We start from the raw sequence: 21096 nt of genomic DNA, 5'->3' as shown, positions 1-21096 counted from the left end.
GGGACGCCCGCCACGCGCGCGTGCGCGTCGCCGGCGGCCTCCGCGGCGTGCAGGGTCTCGCGGACCGCTTCCCCGGTGCACGCCTCCACGAGCGCTCCGAGTACGGCCACGAGTCCGCTGCCGCCCGCGTCGACGACCCCGGCCCGGCGCAGCACGGAAAGCTGGCCGGGGGTGGCGGCCAGGGCGTCCCGGGCGCCGTCGTAGGCCGCCCGCGCGACGGCCCGGCAGTCGCCCTCGGCGCCTTCGGCGGCCTCGGCGGCGGCGGAGGCGACCGTCAGCACGGTGCCCTCGACCGGATGGGCCACGGCCTCCCGCGCGGAGTCGGCGGCCCGCCGCAGCGCCCGCCGCAGCCCCGCGCCGTCCGTACCGTCGGTGCCGGTCTGCTCGTCCGGGGAGTCGTCGGCGAGCACCTGTGCCATGCCGCGCAGGAGCTGCGCGAGGATCGTGCCGGAGTTGCCGCGGGCGCCGATGAGCGCGCCGTGGGCCATGGCGCGCACCGCGTCCGCGAGGGACGGCTCGGCCGAGCCCGTCCCGTAGCCGGCGAAGACGGCCTCGACGGCGGTCGTCGCGGACTCCAGGGTCAGGTACAGGTTGGTGCCGGTGTCACCGTCGGCCACCGGGTAGACGTTGATGGCGTCGATCTCCTCGCGGGCCCGCCCCAGTGCCCGCAGCGCCAGACCGCACCAGGTGCGTACCGCGAGAGCATCGAGTGTCTGCGGCGCCTGCGCCACCTGCGCCTCCCTGAGCTGCTTGGACGTGGGACGCAGCGTAGACCCCGGAGGGGTGCCCTCCGGAAGAGGGCCGGGAGCGGGGCGCTGAGCCGCCATGGTAGTTTCGTTGCACGGACGCAGTCGTTGTATGCTGCTCCGGTTGCCCGATCCGATCGGGCCATTCCCCTGGCAACGCCACTCAAGGTCTCAGGTCTTATGATCTCGATCCCGGCATGCCGGGATCAACCGTAAGTGCATCTGAAGTCTTTGGAGTGACCCGTGGCTGCCAACTGCGACGTCTGCGGCAAGGGGCCGGGCTTCGGCAACAACATCTCGCACTCGCACCGCCGTACGTCCCGCCGCTGGAACCCGAACATCCAGCGTGTGCGTACCGTGGTCGGCGGGACGCCGAAGCGCGTGAACGCTTGCACCTCGTGCATCAAGGCCGGCAAGGTCTCGCGCTGACGCTACAGCTGAGCGCGCGGCCACTGTTCGGTTCGCTGCACAAAGCCGGTCCACCTTCGGGTGGGCCGGCTTTTGCCATTGCCTGATCCCTGCTGCGATCCCTGCTGCGCGCGCACCGCGCCGTCCGTTCTCAGGCGCGCGTGCGCCAGCCGTGGTCGACCGGTCCGATGCCCGCTCCGAGGGCGAACCCGGCGGCGATCGCCCCGGTGACGTACTCCTTGGCCGCGTGAGCCGCCTCCGGGACCGGAAGTCCCTTCGCCAGCTCCGACGCGATCGCCGAGGCGAGCGTGCAGCCGGTGCCGTGGGTGTGCCGGTTGTCGTGGCGCGGGGCCCGCAGCCAGTGCTCGGCAGAGCCGTCGGTCAGCAGGTCCACCGCGTCGCCCGCCAGGTGCCCGCCCTTGATCAGCACCCAGCGCGGCCCGTAGGCCAGCACGGCGGCCGCGGCCCGGCGCAGGTCGTCCTCCGACTCGACGCCGACCCCGGTGAGTTGCCTCACCTCGTCCAGGTTGGGGGTGGCCACGGTCGCCGCCGGCAGCAGCGCGGTGCGCACCGAGTCCAGCGCGGAGGCGGCCAGCAGCGGATCGCCGTGCTTGGAGACGCCCACCGGGTCCACCACGGCGGGCGCGTCCGTGCCGGCGATCAACTCGGCGACCGCCTCGACCAGTTCGGCCGAGGCCAGCATGCCGGTCTTCACGGCCTGGACGCCGATGTCGTCGACCACGCTGCGGTACTGGGCCCGTACGGCCTCCACCGGCAGCTCCCAGGCGCCCTGGACGCCCATGGAGTTCTGCGCGGTCACGGCCGTGATCACGCTCATGCCGTGCACGCCGAGCGCCAGCATCGTCTTCAGGTCGGCCTGGACGCCCGCTCCGCCGCCGGAGTCCGAGCCCGCCACCGTGAGCACGCGCGGGATCACGGCTCCAGGTCCCCGAAGTGGTCCCAGCCGCCCTTGCTGGTCCACGGCGCACCGTCGACGGTCACCTGGGGCAGCGCCGAGGGGTTGAGGACCTCACCGATGACCTTCCAGCGGGCCGGGAGTTTGGCGTCGGGCGGGAAGGTCGCCACTATCGCGTGGTCCTCTCCCCCGGTCAGCACCCACTGCAGCGGGTCGACGCCGACGGCCTGGCCGATGTCGTTCATCTGCGAGGGGATGTCGATCGCACCGGAGCGGATGTCGATGCGGACCGAGCTGGCCTCCGCGATGTGCCCGAGATCGGCGATCAGCCCGTCGCTCACGTCGCACATCGCGGTCGCGCCGAGCGCGGCGGCGGCCGGGCCCGCGTGGTACGGCGGTTCGGGGCGCCGGTGGGCCTCCACGAAGGCGCGCGGGGAGCGGAAGCCGCGGGAGAGCACCGCGTAGCCGGCCGCGGACCAGCCCAGCCAGCCGGTGACCGCCACCAGGTCGCCGGGCTGGGCGCCGCCACGGGTGACGGGCTCCTGGTTGCGCAGGTCGCCGAGCGCGGTGATCGACACCATGATGGTGTCCCCGCGCACGACGTCACCGCCGACCACGGCGGCGCCCGCGACCTGGCACTCGTCGCGCAGGCCGTCCATCAGCTCGGTGGGCCAGGTGACCGGGAGTTCGGCCGGGACGACCAGGCCGAGCAGGAGCGCGGTCGGCACGGCGCCCATCGCGGCGATGTCCGCGAGGTTCTGCGCGGCCGCCTTGCGCCCGACGTCGTAGGCCGTCGACCAGTCGCGGCGGAAGTGCCGCCCCTCCAGCAGGATGTCGGTGCTCGCCACCACCCGGCGGTCGGGCGCGGCGACCACCGCGGCGTCGTCACCGGGGCCGACCCGGACCACCGGGGTGGTGGTGAGACGGGAGGTCAGCTCCCTGATGAGCCCGAACTCACCTAGCTCACCCACTGTGCCCTTCATTGCCCTCAAGCCCCTTCTGTGCCGGTCCGTGCCCGGTCGCGCGTCATCAGTGTCCCCGATACCGTCGAGGTGACCGTCAACTTCTGTCGTGCCTGCACCCTGGCGCGCAAGCCCGGTCCCCGCAGGTCTCCCCGCGGGGAGCGGCAACGCGATACCGTGGCGTTCCTTTTCCCCACATGATCCTCGTGGCCGCCCTGGAGGTTCCGTGGTACAGGCGTACATCCTGATCCAGACGGAGGTCGGCAAGGCGTCGACCGTCGCCGAGACGATCAGCAAGATCCCTGGTGTGATCCAGGCCGAGGACGTGACGGGACCGTACGACGTCATCGTGCGCGCCCAGGCCGACACGGTCGACGACCTGGGTCGCATGGTGGTCGCCAAGGTCCAGCAAGTGGACGGCATCACCCGCACCCTGACCTGCCCGGTCGTGCATCTGTAGCCCCCGTCTACCCTTGGCCGGTGAACATCTTCCGTCACCGGCCCCTCGGCCTGCTCGCACCCGCGCTGCTGATCGCGGTCGCGGGCTGCTCCTCGGCAGACGACAGCGCCGCGGTGGCGGTTCCCAGCCCCGACGCCAAGACGGCGGGGGTGTGCCGGGACCTGCACCGGGCGCTGCCCGAGAAGCTGGACGGACGGGGCCGCGACGACCCCGAGCCCCGGTCCGCCTACACGGCGGGCTGGGGAAGCCCGGCGATCATACTGCGCTGCGGTGTCCGGCGGCCGCCGAAGATGGTGGACCCGAAGGTGGCCGAGGGCGGGGACCCCGACGCCGTGGCGGGCGGGGTGGACGGCGTCGACTGGCTGATGGAGAAGCGGGACGACGGCACGTGGCGCTTCACCACGGCGAACCGCGTGGCCTACGTGCAGATCAGCCTGCCCCGGGGGATGTCCGGGCAGGACGGTACGCCGGTGCTCACCGGCCTCGCGGCGTCCGTGAAGAAGGCGATCCCGAAGGGGATCGCCTCCATGCGCTGACGCCGGGCCGGTGCGGTCGCGCGGTCAGCGCAGCCCGGTCGAGCGGCGCAGCGCGGCCTGCACCAGGCGGTCCACCAGCTCCGGGTAGTCGATGCCGGTGGCCTGCCACATCTGCGGGTACATCGAGATCGGCGTGAAGCCGGGCAGGGTGTTGATCTCGTTGATCACGAACTCGCCGTCCTCGGTGAGGAAGAAGTCCGCGCGGACCAAGCCCTCGCAGGAGGCCGCGTCGAAGGCCTCGACCGCGAGCCGCCGTACCTCGGCGGTCTCCTCGCCGGTCAGCGGGGCCGGGACGATGCCGGGCGTGGAGTCGATGTACTTGGCCTCGAAGTCGTAGTACGCGTGCTCCTGGGGCGGCGGGATCTCGGCCGGGACCGAGGCGCGCGGGCCGTCCTCGAACTCCAGCACGCCGCACTCGATCTCGCGGCCGCGCAGAGCCGCCTCGACCAGGATCTTCGGGTCGTGCGACTGGGCCTCGGCGATCGCCTCGTCCAGGCCGGAGAGGTCGTCGACCTTGGTGATGCCGATGGAGGAGCCCGCGCGCGCGGGCTTCACGAACAGCGGCCAGCCGTGCTCGCCGGCGAAGTCGATGATCTTCTTGCGGGCGGCGGACTCGTCCTGCTCCCACTCGCGCGGGCGGATCACCACGTACGGGCCGACCTTGAGCCCGAAGGAGGTGAACACCCGCTTCATGTACTCCTTGTCCTGGCCGACGGCCGAGGCGAGTACGCCCGAGCCCACGTAGGGCACGCCGGACAGCTCCAGCAGGCCCTGGAGGGTGCCGTCCTCGCCGTAGGGGCCGTGCAGCACCGGGAAGACCACGTCGACCTCGCCGAGCGCCTTGGGCACGGAGCCGGGCTCGGTGTAGACGACCTCGCGGTTGTGCGGGTCGACGGGGAGCACCACGCCGCCTTCGGCGGACTCCGCCAGTTCCTCGACGGCCGGCACCCGGCGGTCGGTGATGGCCATGCGCTCCGGCTCGTCGGCCGTCAGGGCCCAACGGCCGTCCCGGGTGATGCCGATCGGCAGGACGTCGTACTTCGTCCGGTCGATGGCCTTGAGGACGGCGCCCGCGGTGACCACGGAGATCCCGTGTTCGGAGCTGCGTCCGCCGAACACGACGGCCACGCGCGGCTTGCGGGACGGCTGCTCAGGGCTCTGGGGGAGGTTCTCGGTGCTCATATCGGGTTGAGCGTACCCGCAGGCAGAGCCCCAAGACAGCGTCGACGCAGGGGCGTCGCTCAGCGTCGTTCCGGCTTCGCGCTGCGCGACATCAGCTCCTTGAGGGCGACCACCGGCGGCTTGCCCTCGTGCACGATGTCGACGACCGTTTCGGTGATGGGCATCTCGACGCCGTGCCGACGGGCCAGATCGGCCACGGACTCGCACGACTTGACGCCCTCGGCGGTCTGCCGGGTGACCGCGATGGTCTCCTCCAGCGTCATGCCCCGGCCCAGGTTGGTGCCGAAGGTGTGGTTGCGCGACAGCGGCGAGGAGCAGGTGGCGACCAGGTCGCCGAGGCCGGCGAGGCCGGAGAAGGTCAGCGGATCGGCGCCGAGGGCCATGCCGAGCCGGGTGGTCTCGGCCAGGCCGCGGGTGATGAGCGAGCCCTTGGCGTTGTCGCCGAGGCCCATGCCGTCGGCGATGCCGACGGCGAGCCCGATGACGTTCTTGACCGCGCCGCCGAGCTCGCAGCCGACCACGTCGGTGTTGGTGTACGGCCGGAAGTACGACGTGTGGCAGGCGGCCTGGAGGCGCCGGGCCACCTCCTCGTCGGTGCAGGCCACGACGGCGGCGGCCGGCATGCGGGCGGCGATCTCGCGGGCCAGGTTGGGGCCGGTGACGACGGCGATGCGGTCGGCGCCGACCTTGGCGACGTCGTCGATCACCTCGCTCATCCGCATGGTGGAGCCGAGTTCGACGCCCTTCATCAGGGAGACGAGCACGGTGCCGGGCGCGAGCAGCGGCGTCCACTCGGCGAGGTTGGCCCGCAGGGTCTGGGAGGGGACGGCGAGAACGGTGAAGTCGGCGTCCCGCAGGGCCTCGGCGGCGTCCGAGGTGGCGCGCAGGTTCTCCGGGAGTTCCACGCCGGGCAGGTAGTCGGGGTTGGTCCGCGTGGAGTTGACCGCCTCGGCCAGCTCGGCGCGGCGGGCCCACAGGGTGACCTCGCAGCCCGCGTCGGCGAGGACCATGCCGAAGGCCGTGCCCCACGAGCCGGTGCCCATGACGGCCACCCGGACAGGCTTGCTCACGTGCCGCTCTCCTCTTCGGTGCCGCCGCCCGGGACCTCCGTGCCGGCCGGCGCGGTCTCCGCCCCGGCGAACGAGGCCGCCCCGCCGTCGTGCGCGTCCTCACGGCCGGTCGCCGAGGAGGCGCGGCCCGCCTGCGCCCGGGTCTTGCGGCGCTGCTCGATCCGCTCGCGGCGGGGGTCGTAGGGCGTCTCGGGGGCCTTCTCGCCGCGGATCTCCTCCAGCAGCCGGGTGACGGCCGCCATGATGACCTCGGTGGCCTCGCGCAGGACGTCGGCGGTCATGTCCTTGTCGTAGAACCGGGAGAGGTCCACCGGCGGGCCCGCGAGGACCTGGTGGGTCTTGCGGGGGAAGAGGTGGGGCTTCTTGGCGTAGGGCGGCAGCAGTTCGTTGCAGCCCCACTGGGCGACCGGGATGACCGGGCACTTGGTCTGCAGGGCGACCCGGGCCGCGCCGGTCTTGGCGGTCATGGGCCAGCCGTCCGGGTCGCGGGTGAGGGTGCCTTCGGGGTAGAAGGCGACGCACTCGCCGCGCTCCACGGCGTCGATCGCGGCGCGGAAGGCGCTGAGCGCGTCCGTGCTCTCGCGGTAGACGGGGATCTGCCCGGTGCCGCGCATGGCGGCGCCGACGAATCCCTTCTTGAAAAGTCCGCTCTTCGCCAGGAATCGCGGAACCCGTCCGGTGTTGTACTGATAGTGCGCGTACGCGAAGGGGTCCACGTGGGAATTGTGATTCACCGCGGTGATAAATCCACCGTCGGCCGGAATGTGTTCCATTCCGCGCCAGTCCCGCTTGATCAGAACCACCAGCGGCGGTTTGCAGAGGACCGCTGCGAAGCGGTACCAGAACCCGATTCTGCGGCGGGACACGCGGACACCTTCCTTTAGGACTTGCTCAGGCCCCGGGGGCCGCACAAGTGTCGCCCCGGGCCGCCGGTCTGTCGAGGACACCGTACGCCCCACCCACATCCGTGCTGGATGCAGCGGGTGACAATGAGCGCGACGAGAGAGGGACGGTACGCCGGTGCAGTGGACCTTGGTCATCCCCCTGAAGCCCCTGGCGCGGGCCAAGAGCAGGCTCTCGGACACGGCGGCCGACGGGGTGCGCCCGGGTCTGGCCCTGGCGTTCGCGCAGGACACGGTGGCCGCGGCGCTGGCGTGCCTGGCGGTGGCGGATGTGGCGGTCGTCACGGACGACGCACTGGCCGGCCGGGAACTGGCCGCGCTGGGCGCCCGGATCGTCCCCGACACGCCGCGAAGCGGCCTGAACGCCGCTCTCCGGCACGGCGCGGACGCCGTACGGGAAATGCACCCGCAGGTCGCCGTCGCGGCGCTGAACGCCGATCTACCGGCTCTGCGCCCGCTGGAATTGTCCCGGGTGCTGGACGCGGCGGCCGAATTCCCGCGCGCCTTTCTCGCGGACGCCGCCGCCCTCGGGACCACCCTGCTGGCCGCGGCGCCCGGCCGGGAATTGAACCCGGCGTTCGGCACCGGTTCCCGGGCCCGGCACCGGGTCTCCGGAGCGGCGGAACTCGGCCTCGCCGGGGTCGATTCGGTGCGCCAGGACGTGGACACCGGCGAGGACCTGCGCGCGGCGCTGGCGCTGGGCGTCGGCCGGTACACGGCGGCGGTGTCGGCGGGGCTGCTGATACCGGGCTCCTGAGAGGCCGGCGGACCGCGGGCGGACCGGCGCAGGCACTACGCTGGCGGTCATGCAGGCGACCGCATACACGTACGACCCCGAGACCCGCAGCGGGCAGGTGCTGCTCGACGACGGCACCCCGGTGCCCTTCGGCGCCGCGGCGTTCGACGCGGGCGCACTGCGGCTGCTGCGGCCCGGGCAGCGGGTGCGGATCGAGACCGAGGGCGCCGGTGACGCCCTGCGGATCACGCTGGTGACCCTGCAGACGTTCTGACGCCGTCCGGAGAACGCCGCGGGCCGGGCTCCCCAGGGGAGTCCGGCCCGGCGCGTGGCTGTCCCGGCGGCCTTACGACGTCGCCTTGCGGGCGGTGGTCTTCTTGGCGGTGGTCTTGCGGGCCGTCGACTTCTTGGCCGGGGCCTTCTTGGCGGTGACCTTCTTGGCCGGGGCCTTCTTGGCCGTCGCCTTCTTGGCGGTGGTCTTCGCGGCGGTGGTCTTGGCGGTCGCCGTGGTCTTCTTGGCGGGCGCCTTCTTCGCCGTGGTCTTCTTCGCGGCCGCGGCGGTCGTGGTCTTCTTCGCCGGCGTCGCCTTCTTCGCCGTGGTCTTCTTCGCGGCCGCCTTGGTGGTCTTCTTCGCGGCGGCCTTCTTGACCGTGGCGGAAGCCGCGCCGGTCAGGCTGCCCTTGGGCGCCTTCTTGACGGAGACCTCGCCACCGCGCGGCAGCTTCTTCGACCCGCTCACCAGGTCCTTGAAGCCCTGACCGGCGCGGAAGCGCGGCACGGACGTCTTCTTGACGCGAACCCGCTCGCCCGTCTGGGGGTTCCGGGCGTAGCGAGCGGGACGGTCCACCTTCTCGAAGGACCCGAAACCGGTGACCGAGACCCGCTCGCCCGCGACGACCGCGCGGACGATGGCGTCCAGGACATGATCGACGGCTTCGGCGGCCTGCTGGCGGCCACCCACCTTGTCGGCAATCGCTTCTACGAGCTGCGCCTTGTTCACGTCTTCCCCTTCGGAGACATCGCCAGAACGAAAGTGTTCAAGCTTTTTCGCACGTTAGGCAGATATATACCGCAAATCAAACACGAAACGGGCTAATCACCCTTGTGCCGCAACGGACTCGGTTGTCCCGGGCTGTTCAGCGGTCCTCTTCGGGGATGCGACCCTCGTCGAGGTCCTCGGTGAACCGCTCGAGCCGTCTTGCCGCAGCGGCGGGATCGTGCTTGGCCGCGGCCGTAATGACCAGCAGCTTCCGGGCCAGCGCCATCCGTACGCCCTCCGGGACTTGCAGTGCGCGCACTCTTGTGTGCGCTTCCTTGAGCTGGTTCGCGACCGCCGTATAGAGCTCGAGTTGGCCGTCGTGTTCCATGCACAGATTGTGCCATCTGGGGCGAGTTGTCGCCTGCGCAGGGTGCAACTGCCGCCTCGTACAGCCATCTCGGAGCGTTCCGGCGCCGCGGTACCAGTGACCGCGTACCCGGCCAACGAGGCGTTTAACGTGGGAAGTTGACCGGACCGCCGGAGCGGCAGGGGGCCGTTCGGGTGCAGAAACGGCCGTACCCCCGATCGTGGCGATCGGGGGTACGGCGGGAGTGTTGCGGTGACCGAAACTCGACTTGTCCGGCCGCCGGGGATCAGCTCTGGAGGGTGCGCGGCTTGTAGGCGGGCCGCTTCTCCTCGTAGGCGGCGATGTCGCCCTCGCTCTGGAGCGTGATGGAGATGTCGTCCAGGCCGTTCAGCAGCCGCCAGCGGGAGTTCTCGTCCAGCTCGAAGGAGGCGGTGACGCCCTGGGCGCGCACCTCACGGGCCTCGAGGTCCACCGTGACCTCGGCCGTGGGGTCGGCCTCGGTCAGCTCCCACAGCGCGTCCACGACCTTCTGGTCGAGGACCACCGTGAGCAGGCCGTTCTTCAGCGAGTTGCCCCGGAAGATGTCCGCGAAGCGGGAGGAGATCACAGCCTTGAAGCCGTAGTTCTGGAGCGCCCAGACGGCGTGCTCCCGGGAGGAGCCGGTGCCGAAGTCGGGTCCGGCCACCAGGACCGTGGCGCCCTGCCGCTCGGGCCGGTTGAGGATGAAGGACTCGTCCTTGCGCCAGGCCTCGAACAGCCCGTCCTCGAACCCGTCCCTGGTCACCTTCTTGAGCCAGTGCGCGGGGATGATCTGGTCGGTGTCGACGTTGCTGCGGCGCAGCGGGACGGCCCGGCCGGTGTGGGTGGTGAAGGCTTCCATGATTCTCAGACTCCAGCGGGCACGGGGGCGTCGGACAGGTCGGCGGGCGAGGCCAGGTGGCCGAGGACGGCGGTCGCGGCCGCGACCTGCGGCGACACCAGGTGGGTGCGGCCGCCCTTGCCCTGCCGGCCCTCGAAGTTGCGGTTGGAGGTGGAGGCGGAACGCTCGCCCGGGGCCAGCTGGTCGGGGTTCATGCCCAGGCACATCGAGCAGCCCGCGTGCCGCCATTCGGCGCCGGCCTCCTTGAAGACCACGTCCAGGCCCTCGGAGACGGCCTGCAGACCGACCCGAGCGGAGCCCGGGACGACCAGCATCCGTACGCCGTCGGCGACTTTGCGGCCGCGCAGCAGGTCCGCGGCGGCACGCAGGTCCTCGATGCGCCCGTTGGTGCAGGAGCCTACGAAGACGGTGTCCACCTTGATGGAGCGCAGCGGCTGTCCGGCGTCCAACCCCATGTACTCCAGGGCCTTTTCGGCGGCCATGCGCTCCGAAGCGTCTTCGTACGAAGCCGGGTCGGGGACGGCGGCCGAAAGCGGTGCGCCCTGGCCGGGGTTGGTACCCCAGGTGACGAACGGCGACAGTGCGGCGGCGTCGATGTGCACCTCGGCGTCGAAGACGGCGTCCTCGTCGGTGCGCAGCGTCTTCCAGTACGCGACCGCCGCGTCCCAGTCGGCGCCCTCGGGGGCGTGCGCGCGGCCCCGGAGGTAGGCGAAGGTGGTCTCGTCGGGGGCGATCATGCCCGCGCGGGCACCGGCCTCGATCGACATGTTGCAGATGGTCATCCGGGCCTCCATCGAGAGCTTCTCGATGGCGGAGCCGCGGTACTCCAGGATGTAGCCCTGGCCGCCGCCGGTGCCGATCTTCGCGATGATCGCCAGGATCAGGTCCTTGGCGGTGACGCCCTCGGGCAGCTCGCCGTCGACCGTGATCGCCATGGTCTTCGGGCGGGCCAGCGGCAGCGTCTGGGTGGCCAGCACGTGCTCGACCTGCGAGGTGCCGATGCCGAACGCCAGCGCGCCGAAGGCTCCATGCGTGGAGGTGTGGGAGTCACCGCAGACGACCGTGGTACCGGGCTGGGTCAGACCCAGCTGCGGACCCACGACGTGCACGACACCCTGCTCGACGTCGCCGAGCGGGTGCAGGCGCACGCCGAACTCGGCGCAGTTCTTGCGCAGCGTCTCCAGCTGGGCCCGGGAGACCGGGTCGGCGATCGGCTTGTCGATGTCGAGGGTCGGGGTGTTGTGGTCCTCGGTCGCGATGGTGAGGTCGAGGCGGCGCACCTTGCGGCCGCTGAGCCGCAGGCCGTCGAAGGCCTGCGGGCTGGTCACCTCGTGCAGCAGGTGCAGATCGATGTAGAGGAGGTCGGGCTCGCCCTCGGCGCGCCGGACGACGTGGTCGTCCCAGACCTTCTCCGCGAGTGTCCTACCCATCGCTTTCCCTCCGGTCGGCACGCTTCCACCGACACAACTAGAGATCTTCAGGAGGCGGCTGCCCGCGCCCCGGTTCGGGCGTCCGCCGCCAGGCCCCGTGGTCCACGGGCCGCTGTGTGATTCCAGGGTGGCGCGTTCCACTGAAAATTGAACTTGCGTTTCACAGAGTGAGACGGGAGTATCGTTGCATGGACAACAGTAGCGGCGTCGGCGTTCTGGACAAGGCGGCCCTCGTCCTGAGCGCTCTGGAGTCCGGTCCGGCCACCCTCGCGGGTCTGGTCGGCGCCACCGGACTGGCACGACCCACGGCCCACCGCCTGGCCGTGGCCCTGGAACACCACCGCATGGTGGCACGCGACATGCAGGGCCGGTTCATCCTCGGCCCGCGCCTCGCGGAGCTCGCGGCCGCGGCCGGCGAGGACCGGCTGCTCGCCACGGCGGGCCCGGTGCTGACCCACCTCCGCGACGTCACGGGCGAGAGCGCACAGCTCTATCGCCGCCAGGGTGACATGCGGATCTGCGTGGCCGCGGCGGAACGCCTGTCCGGCCTGCGGGACACGGTCCCGGTCGGCTCCACGCTGACCATGAAGGCCGGCTCCTCGGCGCAGATCCTGATGGCCTGGGAGGAGCCCGAGCGGCTGCACCGGGGTCTGCAGGGCGCACGTTTCACGGCGACGGCCCTGTCGGGCGTACGGCGGCGCGGCTGGGCCCAGTCCATCGGCGAGCGCGAGCCGGGCGTCGCGTCCGTCTCCGCGCCCGTACGCGGCCCCTCCAACCGCGTGGTGGCCGCCGTCTCGGTCTCCGGTCCCATCGAGCGCCTGACCCGGCACCCGGGCCGGATGCACGCCCAGGCCGTCATCGACGCCGCGTCCCGCCTCTCCGAGGCCCTGCGCCGCACGGGCTGAGCCGGCACGGCCCGACGGAACACGGTCGCCCCGACGCCGCGGCACCGTGCTCCGCCGGGACCGGCGCAGGCGCGTCGATGCCCGCCCGCCGGGCGGCAGGCCAAACAGCTCGCTCCGTACGTCGAGTTGCCACCACCGGCAGGACCCGGACACGACGAAGGCCCTCCACCGAGGTGGAGGGCCTTCGTGTCGTACCCCCGACCGGATTCGAACCGGCGCTACCGCCTTGAGAGGGCGGCGTGCTAGGCCGCTACACAACGGGGGCGAGGATCTTACGTTTCCGCAGATCCGAGCTGGTCTACCTGGACTCGAACCAAGACTAACTGAACCAGAATCAGTCGTGCTGCCAATTACACCATAGACCAATGATGGTTTAGACCAGTCGTACCCCCGACCGGATTCGAACCGGCGCTACCGCCTTGAGAGGGCGGCGTGCTAGGCCGCTACACAACGGGGGCCCTAGCGATCTCGACTTGATCGAGATCAGTACCCCCGACCGGATTCGAACCGGCGCTACTGCCTTGAGAGGGCAGCGTGCTAGGCCGCTACACAACGGGGGCTTTGCAGATGAGCTCTGCGAGCTGGCCTACCTGGACTCGAACCAAGACTAACTGAACCAGAATCAGTCGTGCTGCCAATTACACCATAGGCCACTGGAACTCAAGCCCCTGAAGGGATCTCGTTCTAGTTCGCTCCCCCGGGTTCCGGCCTTTCGGCCCGCTCCCCGGCGGCGCAGGAAGAACATTACCCGAAGGTGGACGGGGCTCCAAAACGAGTATCGGAGCGGACCAGCGCGGGCAGTTCGGCGAGGGTCGAGATCCGGTGCGCCGAGACGGCGTCCACGTCCCTCGGGTACGCCCCGCCGCGGTCGATCCAGACGGACAGCAGTCCGGCCTCGGCGGCGCCCCGGCCGTCGATCTCCGGGTGGTCGCCCACGTACGCCACCTGGCCCGGGGGCAGGCCGAGGGCTTCGCAGGCCGCGAGGAAGGCGCCGGGGTCGGGCTTGGAGACGCCCAGCTCGGCGGCGCACAGCACGCTCTCGAAGCGGTCGAGGAGACCGAGGGTGCGCAGCTTGTGCTCCTGGACCGTGAGGCTGGAGTTCGAGAGCACGGCGTGCCGGTGGCTGGTGGCGAGGGCGTCCAGGGCGGGCAGCACGTCCGGGAAGAGCGCCCAGGCGGCCTCGTAGTGACCGATGTAACGCCGGAACCAGGCGTCCGCCTCGGCGTCGGACAGCTCCCGGCCGAGGAAGACCCGCACGCGGTCGCGGCGCTGTCCGTCGAAGGAGACCTCTCCCGCCGAGAAGCGGGCCCACTGCCGGTCGGTGATCTCCCGCCACCGCCCGAGCGCCTGCTCCGGGGTCGCGTACCCGGCGAGCAGCCCCTCGGCCGCCAGGTGGGCGCGCATGCCCTCGCGGTCGGCGGTCGTGTAGTCGAAGAGGGTGTCGTCGACGTCCCAGACGACGGCTCTGATCGTCATGACACCGACGGTAACCGGCGCACCGCCCTCCCGTCCGCCGGATGCCCACGACGGACGGGTGCGACGGACGCGCGCCACGGACGCGTGTACGACGAGGGGCGGCACCCGGGATCCCCGGGTGCCGCCCCTCGTCGTACGGCGTTCGCTACGCGGCCAGCTTCGCCAGCGCCGCGTCGACGCGGGCCAGCGTCTTCTCCTTGCCCAGGACCTCGAGGGACTCGAAGAGGGGCAGGCCGACGGTGCGGCCGGTGACGGCGACGCGGACCGGCGCCTGGGCCTTGCCGAGCTTGAGCCCGTGGGCCTCGCCGGCGGCCAGGACGGCCTCCTTCAGGGAGTCGGGGGACGTCCAGTCGGCCGCCTCCAGCTTCTCCCGGGCCGTGCGGAGCAGGGCGTCGGAGCCCTCCTTCATCGCCTTGGTCCAGCTCGCCTCGTCGAAGACCGGCTCCGGCAGGAACAGGAAGTCGACGTTCTCCGTGATCTCGGAGAGGACCTTCAGGCGGGTCTGCGCGTGCGGCGCGATGGCCTGCCACTTGGTCTCGTCGAAGTCCTCCGGCGCCCAGGTCGCGAAGGGGGCCCTGAGCCAGGGCGCGCAGCGCTCCGTGAAGTCCTTCACGTCGAGCATCCGGATGTGGTCGGCGTTGATCGCCTCGCACTTCTTCAGGTCGAAGCGCGCCGGGTTGGGGTTCACGTCCTTGATGTCGAAGGCCGCGACCATCTCCTCGATCGAGAAGATGTCCTGGTCGGCCGAGAGCGACCAGCCGAGCAGCGACAGGTAGTTGAGCAGGCCCTCGGGCAGGAAGCCGCGCTCGCGGTAGAGGTTGAGCGAGGACTGCGGGTCACGCTTGGAGAGCTTCTTGTTGCCCTCGCCCATCACGTAGGGCAGGTGGCCGAACGCGGGGGTCGACTTGGCGATGCCCAGCTCGGTGAGCGCCTTGTACAGGGCGATCTGCCGCGGGGTGGAGGAGAGCAGGTCCTCGCCGCGCAGGACGTGGGTGATCTCCATCAGCGCGTCGTCGACCGGGTTCACGAGCGTGTACAGCGGGGCGCCGTTGGCGCGGACGATGCCGTAGTCCGGCACGTTCTCCGGGAGGTACGTGATCTCGCCGCGGACCAGGTCGTCGAAGGTGATCGTCTCGTCGGGCATGCGGAAGCGGACGATCGGGGAGCGGCCCTGGGCCTGGTACTCCTCGACCTGCGCCTCGGTCAGGTCGCGGCAGTGCCCGTCGTAGCCGGACGGCTTGCCGGCGGCGCGGGCGGCCTCGCGACGGGTGTCCAGCTCCTCCTGGGAGCAGTAGCAGCGGTAGGCGTGGCCGGCGTCGAGGAGCTTCTGAGCGACGTCCTTGTACAGGTCCATGCGCTGCGACTGCCGGTACGGCGCGTGCGGGCCGCCGACCTCGGGGCCCTCGTCCCAGTCGAAGCCCAGCCAGCGCATCGAGTCGAGGAGCTGGTTGTACGACTCCTCGGAGTCACGGGCCGCGTCGGTGTCCTCGATGCGGAAGACCAGGGTGCCCTGGTGGTGGCGGGCGAACGCCCAGTTGAACAGGGCGGTGCGGACCAGACCCACGTGGGGGTTACCGGTGGGCGAGGGGCAGAAACGGACGCGTACTGGGGAGCCGGATGCGCTAGCCACGCTTGACAACCTTGTTGGTGAGAGTGCCGATGCCTTCGATGGTGACGGCGACCTCGTCGCCGACGTTCAGGGGGCCGACCCCCGCGGGGGTGCCGGTGAGGATGACGTCGCCGGGCAGCAGGGTCATGGCCTCGGAGATGTTGACGATCAGGTCCTCGATGGGGTGGGTCATCTCGCTGGTGCGGCCGAGCTGGCGCTGGTCACCGTTGACGGTGAGCTGGACGGTCAGGTCGTTCGCCCGGTCGAGGTCCAGGCCGGTCTCCACCCAGGGGCCCAGCGGGCAGGAGGTGTCGAAGCCCTTGGCCCGCGCCCACTGCTTCTCCCGCTTCTGCACGTCGCGGGCGGTGACGTCGTTGGCGCAGGTGTAGCCGAAGACCACGTCCTTGACGCGCTCGCGCGGGACCTCGCGGCACATGCGGCCGATGACGACGGCCAGCTCGGCCTCGTGGTGCAGTTCCTGCGAGAAGGCCGGGTACTGGATCTCGTCGCCGGGCCCGATGACCGAGGTGGAGGGCTTGAAGAAGGCGAAGGGGGCGTCGGGCACCTCGTTGCCCAGCTCCCTGGCGTGCTCGGCGTAGTTGCGGCCGAACGCCACGACCTTGTTGGGGAGCACCGGAGGCAGCAGCCTGACCTTGCTCAGCGGCACCTTCGTCCCGGACAGCTCGAAGTCCGCGAACGGGATGCCCTTGATGATGTCGAGGACGAGTTCGTCCTGCTTGTCGCCCTCGACCGCGCCGAAGGCGACGTTCCCGTCGATGGAGAACCTGGCGATGCGCACGGGATCCTTGCGCCTCTCACTGAGAACCGGCGTACTGACGCCCCAGGTTAACCGGTCGGGCCGCCCGGCGTTCGGGCAGTACGGCGTGGCGACCGCGTCTTTTCCGCACCGGAAACCGGCGTACCGGAATTTCGAATTCCGCGAGTTTCCCGCCCGGGGCATTCAGCGCGCTCCCCCCTTTCCGTGGCCGGAAGCGCTATTGATCGGGCTGGATCAGGACCCTAGGATCCCCCACGGAAAACCACCGACTTTCCAACGGGGAGAGGACCTCATGAAGGCGTCCCGAAAGCTCTGCTCGCTCGCCGCCGTCATTCCGGCAGCCGTCGTCGCGGTACTGAGCACGGCTCCCCTGGCGCACGCCGACGCCGGCCCCTACTGCCTGAACGAGGAGAAGAACTGCGGAATCTTCTTCTACAACAGCGGCCGGACGGGTTCCTTCACCGCATTCCGCGGCACCGACGTGCCGAACCTCGCCGGGTACACCTTCCTGACCTCCGGCGCCGGCAAGGGCCGGCCGGTCAAGAACAACGCGGCCTCCTTCAACAACCTGAGCGTCGACAGCATCGCCACGGTCTTCTACAACAGCGGCTACTCGGGCGCCTGCGACACGTTCGCCCCGCTCACCGCCACGGACCGGCTGCACAACACGTACAACGAGAACGCCTCGCTGGCGTTCGCCCGCGGCGGCACCAGCTGCTACAAGTGGAACTGAGCCGCCGCCGACGTGCGGCGGCGCGCCCCGCGGCGCCCGCCGCACTGCTGGCACTGCTGGCGCTCCTGGCGGGCTGCGCCTCCCCCGGACCGTCCTCCCCGGGGCCACCCTCCCCGGGTCCGGCCGGCACCCGCGCGGCGGCGGCCGCGCCCGCCCCTTCCGGACCGGGCGGGAGCGACTACACCTACCGGCTCCCCCTCGCGGCCTACAGCTACAGCGACGCGGAGTACGCGGTCATCGAGTCCGCGCAGCGGATTCTGGCCCGCGACTGCATGAAAGGTTTCGGGCTTTCCTACCGGCCCGTGCGGAAATCCGCCTCCGGTGCGATCTCGGACCGCCGGTACGGAATATCCGACATGGCCGTCGCGGCGCGCTACGGATATCACCTGCCGCCGCAACCGCGGGACCCCGCGCCGGAACTCGACGCGGAGCAGCGCGACGTGCTCTACGGGAAAAAGTCCGCATTCCACGGAAAGGCGGTGCCGGACGCGGGTTGTCTGGGTTCGGCCGTGCGGAAGCTGGCGGAACCGTACGCGTATCCGGCGGGCGTCACGGCGGCGAGCACGATCTCGGCGGAGGGATTCCGCGCCTCGATGCGGGACCGTGGCGTCAGGGCGCTGTTCGCCCGCTGGTCCGCCTGTATGAAGGAGAAGGGGTACCGCTACGCCTCGCCGCTGGCCCCGTTCCGCGACCCCGCGTTCACGGAAGGCCGGGTGACCGCCCGGGAGAGGCGGACGGCGACCGCCGACATGGCGTGCAAGGAACGGACGGGCCTGCTGGAATCGTGGCTGAAGGCCGAGGCCGGGATTCAGCGCGGGATGATCCGGAAGCGGCTCACGGTGCTGCGCCGGCTGCGGGACCTGCACCGGCACAAAGTGAGCGTGGCCCGAAGGATCGTCTCGGGGACGTGACCTCCGGACCGCGCTCGACGGTGAGGGGCGCGCTCGGCTACGCGCCGACCGCCACGCCTTCCGGGACCTCCATCAGGACGGTGCGGCGGGGGTTGGCCGTCTGGGCGGGCAGGTCGACGGAGTGCTCCGGCAGCTCGGGCGTCTGCAGGTCGTCGGCGTCCTCGAGGTGCGCCAGCGTCGTGCGCCGCGGGTTGGCTATCGTGCGGAACATCATCGTCGTCTTCACCGTTGTCGTCCTGTTGGTCGAGACAGAGTGCTTCATCCTGTAAAGCGTCAGGCTAAACATCCGATTCCCCGCCGCAGACGTGAACTTCCCATGATCTGCATGTGAGTTTGCTCACGAGCGAGGGGGCAAATCGGTCAATTCCGGCCGACAACTCTCTCCAGCGAAACGGACATTGACCCCCTGAAGCTTCCATTCCGCTCCTGATCATGGCGACTCAGACACCGGACGTCGGACGACGACTCGCAGGGGTACGCCCGTTTCGCGGGGAATCGCCCTCCACGGGTGGTGACACACGACTCACTGCGTGTCACGGAGGTCACAGCTCGGGACACGGCCCTTGTTGGAGATCCTGCACTGTGCTGGAATTCCACGGACCGCCGCGGGATCGAGCCGGCGCGCAGGGGGCGCAACTCAGCGCCGAGTGGCGGCGAGATAGGGGGAGCCTGCGCCGGTCACTCAAGACCACCCGGAGGGCGCATTCAGGGCGCTCTCCAATACGCCGACACCGTGTCCCTCCGTTCAACCGGAGGGGCGCCTGGTCCAGAGGTTGCGACGCTAGTGCAGGGACGTTTCAAGAGGGATGGCAGCGCTTCGGCGGAGCCGGAGTCGCACGACGGGACTGGCCCGATGAAGGGCAGCTCCTCGCCCCAGCACGCCCAGAACCCGGGCTCGGCGCAGGCCGGTGACGGCGGTGAGCGCCCCGGGCGCTCCGGCGTCTCGGCCCTGACGGGTCCGCCGGGCTCCACGAAGAACAAGACCACGAACCCGACGCCGGACGTGCAGCCCCCCAAGGCCCCGACCGGCCCCGGCTCACGCATGGCCCTGCGCAACTGGCGCATCTCCACGCGTCTGGTCTCGCTGCTCGCGCTCCCGGTCGTCGCGGCGACCTCGCTGGGCGCGCTGCGCATCGACCAGAACGTGACCGACATCCAGCAGCTCGACAACATGAAGCTGCTGACGGACATGACCAAGCAGGCCACCGAACTGGCCATGGCGCTGCAGGACGAGCGTGACCAGTCCGCCGGCCCCCTGGCGCACGGCGCGACGGCGACCTACGAGGTCAAGGGCTTCGAGGACAAGACCGACCGGGCCCGCGAGAACTTCCTCAACGCCTCCGAGCAGATCGACGAGGCCAGCAAGAACGGCAACCTCCAGGGCGTCCGCGACACCCTGGTGGGCCTCGCCAACCAGCTGAGCGACCTGTCCAAGATCCGCCGGACCGCCTACCAGTCGAAGAACAACTCGACGCAGACGGTCGAGGCCTACCACCGGCTGATCACCCAGCTGATCGACCTCTCGCAGTCCATGGCGGAGGCGTCCAGCAACCCGGAGATGATCTCCCGCACCCGTGCCCTGGCGGCGTTCTCCACCGCCAAGGAGTACGCCTCGGTGCAGCGCGCCGTCATCGCGGCCGCCCTCACCTCCAGCAACACCTCCAAGGGCCACCTCTCGGACAACGACCGCCTCTACGGCCAGTCGGCGTACGAGAGCGAGAACTCCCAGATCGCGATCTTCCGGAAGATCTACAGCAACCAGAACCCGGACGCGCTGCTCAAGCCGATCGAGGAGAACAACCCGACCATCCAGGCCGCGGACCTCTACGCCAAGCGGACCTTCGAGTCCCGCGACGGCCTCGACGGTCTGCCGGCGCGGTCCTACCGCGACTGGGTGGACGACAGCACCTCCAAGATCCAGCAGATGAAGAACATCGAGCACACGCTGCTCGAGGACATGGAGCAGAAGGCCCGCGAGCTGAAGTCGTCCAAGGAACAGGACGCGATCATCTCCGGTGTCCTGATCCTGATCGTCCTCGGCATCTCGCTCGTCGGCGCGTTCGTCGTGGCCCGGTCCATGATCCGCTCGCTGCGCCGGCTGCAGGACACCGCCACCAAGGTCGCCCAGGACCGTCTGCCCGAGCTGGTCAAGCAGCTCTCCGAGTCCGACCCGCAGGACGTCGACACGTCCGTGCAGTCGGTCGGTGTGCACTCCCGGGACGAGATCGGCCAGGTGGCCGCGGCCTTCGACGACGTGCACCGCGAGGCGGTCCGCCTCGCCGCCGAGCAGGCCCTGCTGCGGGGCAACGTCAACGCGATGTTCACCAACCTCTCGCGCCGCTCCCAGGGCCTCATCCAGCGCCAGCTCTCGCTCATCTCCGAGCTGGAGTCCCGCGAGGCCGACCCGGACCAGCTCTCCTCGCTGTTCAAGCTCGACCACCTCGCGACCCGCATGCGCCGTAACGGTGAGAACCTCCTCGTCCTCGCCGGTGAAGAGCCCGGCCGCCGCTGGACCCGCCCGGTCCCGCTGGTCGACGTGCTCCGCGCCGCCGCGTCCGAGGTGGAGCAGTACGAGCGCATCGAACTGGCCGCCGTGCCGACGACCGAGGTCGCCGGCCGCGTGGTCAACGACCTCGTGCACCTGCTCGCCGAGCTGCTCGAGAACGCGACCTCCTTCTCCTCGCCGCAGACCAAGGTCAAGGTCACCGGTCACGCGCTGCCCGACGGCCGTGTGCTGATCGAGATCCACGACACCGGTATCGGCCTCTCCCCCGAGGACCTCGCGGCGATCAACGAGCGGCTCGCCTCGCCGCCCACCGTGGACGTCTCGGTGTCCCGCCGCATGGGTCTGTTCGTGGTCGGTCGTCTGTCGCAGCGTCACGGCATCCGCATCCAGCTCCGCCCGTCCGACTCCGGTGGTACGACCGCGCTGGTCATGCTGCCGGTGGACGTCGCCCAGGGCGGCAAGAAGCCCGCTCCCGGCAAGCCCGGCGCGCCCGGCCCGACCGGTGGCCCGGCCGCCGCGCAGGCCGCGGCCGGTGTCGCGGCCGCCCGTCGCAACAACGGCAACAACGGCGCGGGCGGTCCCGCGGGTGCCCCCGGTGGCGCCC

General features: G+C 70.7%; 23 protein-coding genes and 5 tRNA genes. 9 read left to right on the top strand and 19 right to left on the bottom strand.

Annotated features, from left to right (window positions below; genetic code table 11):
* The coding region (locus PV343_RS39220; protein WP_319151818.1) for a DAK2 domain-containing protein at positions 1–731 on the bottom strand (731 nt) is incomplete at its 3' end.
* Between the two features lie 258 nt (positions 732–989).
* Here PV343_RS39220 and rpmB point away from each other — a divergent pair.
* Complete coding sequence (rpmB, locus tag PV343_RS39215; RefSeq protein WP_003993230.1) at positions 990–1175, top strand: 50S ribosomal protein L28; 186 nt, start codon at positions 990–992, stop codon at positions 1173–1175.
* Between the two features lie 130 nt (positions 1176–1305).
* Here the strand turns inward: rpmB and thiD are convergent, their stop codons facing one another.
* Both thiD and PV343_RS39205 read right to left on the bottom strand, forming a co-directional pair.
* Positions 1306–2091, bottom strand: a complete 786-nt coding sequence (thiD, locus tag PV343_RS39210) for a bifunctional hydroxymethylpyrimidine kinase/phosphomethylpyrimidine kinase (RefSeq protein ID WP_319151817.1) — start codon at positions 2089–2091, stop codon at positions 1306–1308.
* The gene (locus PV343_RS39205; RefSeq protein WP_020942451.1) at positions 2088–3053 is read right to left on the bottom strand and encodes a thiamine-phosphate kinase; all 966 of its coding nucleotides are present in this window, start codon (positions 3051–3053) and stop codon (positions 2088–2090) included. The genes thiD and PV343_RS39205 overlap by 4 nt, the downstream gene beginning before the upstream one ends.
* Positions 3054–3258: 205 nt before the next feature.
* On the opposite strand from PV343_RS39205, the gene PV343_RS39200 reads away from it, so the two are divergent.
* On the top strand, positions 3259–3492 hold the full coding sequence (locus PV343_RS39200) for an Lrp/AsnC family transcriptional regulator (protein ID WP_003997603.1): 234 nt from the start codon (positions 3259–3261) through the stop codon (positions 3490–3492).
* A gap of 20 nt (positions 3493–3512) precedes the next feature.
* A complete protein-coding gene (locus PV343_RS39195) occupies positions 3513–4028 on the top strand; it encodes a DUF3515 domain-containing protein (RefSeq protein WP_319151816.1) in 516 nt (171 codons plus the stop codon).
* A gap of 24 nt (positions 4029–4052) precedes the next feature.
* Here the strand turns inward: PV343_RS39195 and PV343_RS39190 are convergent, their stop codons facing one another.
* From PV343_RS39190 to PV343_RS39180, 3 genes are read right to left on the bottom strand one after another with little or no spacing between them, the layout of a single operon-like run.
* Positions 4053–5210, bottom strand: coding sequence for a D-alanine--D-alanine ligase family protein (locus PV343_RS39190; RefSeq protein WP_319151815.1), 1158 nt, complete (start codon positions 5208–5210; stop codon positions 4053–4055).
* Positions 5211–5269: 59 nt separating this feature from the next.
* A complete protein-coding gene (locus tag PV343_RS39185) occupies positions 5270–6280 on the bottom strand; it encodes an NAD(P)H-dependent glycerol-3-phosphate dehydrogenase (RefSeq protein WP_319151814.1) in 1011 nt (336 codons plus the stop codon).
* On the bottom strand, positions 6277–7146 hold the full coding sequence (locus tag PV343_RS39180; RefSeq protein WP_319151813.1) for a lysophospholipid acyltransferase family protein: 870 nt from the start codon (positions 7144–7146) through the stop codon (positions 6277–6279). The genes PV343_RS39185 and PV343_RS39180 overlap by 4 nt, the downstream gene beginning before the upstream one ends.
* Positions 7147–7300: 154 nt before the next feature.
* On the opposite strand from PV343_RS39180, the gene cofC reads away from it, so the two are divergent.
* Positions 7301–7939, top strand: coding sequence for a 2-phospho-L-lactate guanylyltransferase (gene cofC, locus PV343_RS39175; protein ID WP_319151812.1), 639 nt, complete (start codon positions 7301–7303; stop codon positions 7937–7939).
* A 49-nt stretch (positions 7940–7988) separates the two neighbouring features.
* On the top strand, positions 7989–8192 hold the full coding sequence (locus tag PV343_RS39170; protein WP_020942445.1) for a hypothetical protein: 204 nt from the start codon (positions 7989–7991) through the stop codon (positions 8190–8192).
* 72 nt (positions 8193–8264) lie between these two features.
* Here the strand turns inward: PV343_RS39170 and PV343_RS39165 are convergent, their stop codons facing one another.
* The 4 genes from PV343_RS39165 to leuC all read right to left on the bottom strand — a co-directional run bounded on the left by PV343_RS39165 (position 8265) and on the right by leuC (position 11574).
* Complete coding sequence (locus PV343_RS39165) at positions 8265–8918, bottom strand: HU family DNA-binding protein (RefSeq protein ID WP_319151811.1); 654 nt, start codon at positions 8916–8918, stop codon at positions 8265–8267.
* A gap of 136 nt (positions 8919–9054) precedes the next feature.
* On the bottom strand, positions 9055–9285 hold the full coding sequence (locus PV343_RS39160) for a hypothetical protein (protein ID WP_319151810.1): 231 nt from the start codon (positions 9283–9285) through the stop codon (positions 9055–9057).
* A gap of 265 nt (positions 9286–9550) precedes the next feature.
* Positions 9551–10144, bottom strand: coding sequence for a 3-isopropylmalate dehydratase small subunit (gene leuD / locus PV343_RS39155; RefSeq protein WP_319151809.1), 594 nt, complete (start codon positions 10142–10144; stop codon positions 9551–9553).
* A gap of 5 nt (positions 10145–10149) precedes the next feature.
* The gene (gene leuC / locus PV343_RS39150; protein ID WP_319151808.1) at positions 10150–11574 is read right to left on the bottom strand and encodes a 3-isopropylmalate dehydratase large subunit; all 1425 of its coding nucleotides are present in this window, start codon (positions 11572–11574) and stop codon (positions 10150–10152) included.
* Between the two features lie 188 nt (positions 11575–11762).
* Between leuC and ndgR the strand changes: the two genes are divergently transcribed.
* Entirely contained in the window at positions 11763–12479 is a 717-nt protein-coding gene (gene ndgR, locus PV343_RS39145; protein ID WP_020942440.1) for an IclR family transcriptional regulator NdgR, read from the top strand.
* Positions 12480–12671: 192 nt separating this feature from the next.
* On the opposite strand, the gene PV343_RS39140 is transcribed toward ndgR, so the two are convergent.
* The 8 genes from PV343_RS39140 to PV343_RS39105 all read right to left on the bottom strand — a co-directional run bounded on the left by PV343_RS39140 (position 12672) and on the right by PV343_RS39105 (position 16363).
* A tRNA-Glu gene (locus tag PV343_RS39140) sits at positions 12672–12744 on the bottom strand.
* Positions 12745–12772: 28 nt separating this feature from the next.
* Positions 12773–12844: transfer RNA gene (locus PV343_RS39135), tRNA-Gln, on the bottom strand.
* 20 nt (positions 12845–12864) lie between these two features.
* Positions 12865–12937: transfer RNA gene (locus tag PV343_RS39130), tRNA-Glu, on the bottom strand.
* A 29-nt stretch (positions 12938–12966) separates the two neighbouring features.
* Positions 12967–13039: transfer RNA gene (locus tag PV343_RS39125), tRNA-Glu, on the bottom strand.
* A 21-nt stretch (positions 13040–13060) separates the two neighbouring features.
* Positions 13061–13132: transfer RNA gene (locus PV343_RS39120), tRNA-Gln, on the bottom strand.
* 91 nt (positions 13133–13223) lie between these two features.
* Positions 13224–13955, bottom strand: a complete 732-nt coding sequence (locus tag PV343_RS39115) for an HAD family hydrolase (RefSeq protein ID WP_319151807.1) — start codon at positions 13953–13955, stop codon at positions 13224–13226.
* Between the two features lie 145 nt (positions 13956–14100).
* On the bottom strand, positions 14101–15585 hold the full coding sequence (gene gltX / locus PV343_RS39110; protein ID WP_319151806.1) for a glutamate--tRNA ligase: 1485 nt from the start codon (positions 15583–15585) through the stop codon (positions 14101–14103).
* Entirely contained in the window at positions 15578–16363 is a 786-nt protein-coding gene (locus PV343_RS39105) for a fumarylacetoacetate hydrolase family protein (protein ID WP_319151805.1), read from the bottom strand. The genes gltX and PV343_RS39105 overlap by 8 nt, the downstream gene beginning before the upstream one ends.
* Positions 16364–16634: 271 nt before the next feature.
* Here PV343_RS39105 and PV343_RS39100 point away from each other — a divergent pair, with 271 nt between their 5' ends.
* Both PV343_RS39100 and PV343_RS39095 read left to right on the top strand, forming a co-directional pair.
* A complete protein-coding gene (locus PV343_RS39100; RefSeq protein ID WP_319151804.1) occupies positions 16635–17075 on the top strand; it encodes a hypothetical protein in 441 nt (146 codons plus the stop codon).
* Positions 17066–17986 carry a hypothetical protein gene (locus tag PV343_RS39095; protein ID WP_319151803.1) on the top strand — a complete coding sequence of 307 codons (921 nt, stop codon included), beginning with the start codon at positions 17066–17068 and terminating at the stop codon, positions 17984–17986. The genes PV343_RS39100 and PV343_RS39095 overlap by 10 nt, the downstream gene beginning before the upstream one ends.
* A 37-nt stretch (positions 17987–18023) precedes the next feature.
* Here PV343_RS39095 and PV343_RS39090 read toward each other — a convergent pair whose 3' ends face one another.
* Positions 18024–18212, bottom strand: coding sequence for a hypothetical protein (locus tag PV343_RS39090; RefSeq protein WP_319151819.1), 189 nt, complete (start codon positions 18210–18212; stop codon positions 18024–18026).
* Between the two features lie 558 nt (positions 18213–18770).
* Between PV343_RS39090 and PV343_RS39085 the strand changes: the two genes are divergently transcribed.
* Positions 18771–21096 (top strand): nitrate- and nitrite sensing domain-containing protein (locus tag PV343_RS39085; protein WP_319151802.1); only part of this gene is annotated, 2326 nt, incomplete at its 3' end.

The organism is Streptomyces sp. WI03-4A (genome assembly GCF_033792105.1).
Taxonomy (GTDB): Bacteria; Actinomycetota; Actinomycetes; order Streptomycetales; family Streptomycetaceae; genus Streptomyces; species Streptomyces collinus_A.
This window is presented reverse-complemented; position numbering and strand designations above follow the sequence as displayed.

Coding starts and splice junctions, on each gene's coding strand:
- PV343_RS39205 (WP_020942451.1), bottom strand. CDS start 3,053: ATGAAGGGCACAGTGGGTGAGCTAGGTGAGTTCGGGCTCATCAGGGAG.
- PV343_RS39190 (WP_319151815.1), bottom strand. CDS start 5,210: ATGAGCACCGAGAACCTCCCCCAGAGCCCTGAGCAGCCGTCCCGCAAG.
- PV343_RS39170 (WP_020942445.1), top strand. CDS start 7,989: ATGCAGGCGACCGCATACACGTACGACCCCGAGACCCGCAGCGGGCAG.
- PV343_RS39160 (WP_319151810.1), bottom strand. CDS start 9,285: ATGGAACACGACGGCCAACTCGAGCTCTATACGGCGGTCGCGAACCAG.
- leuD (WP_319151809.1), bottom strand. CDS start 10,144: ATGGAAGCCTTCACCACCCACACCGGCCGGGCCGTCCCGCTGCGCCGC.
- leuC (WP_319151808.1), bottom strand. CDS start 11,574: ATGGGTAGGACACTCGCGGAGAAGGTCTGGGACGACCACGTCGTCCGG.
- ndgR (WP_020942440.1), top strand. CDS start 11,763: ATGGACAACAGTAGCGGCGTCGGCGTTCTGGACAAGGCGGCCCTCGTC.
- PV343_RS39115 (WP_319151807.1), bottom strand. CDS start 13,955: ATGACGATCAGAGCCGTCGTCTGGGACGTCGACGACACCCTCTTCGAC.
- PV343_RS39100 (WP_319151804.1), top strand. CDS start 16,635: ATGAAGGCGTCCCGAAAGCTCTGCTCGCTCGCCGCCGTCATTCCGGCA.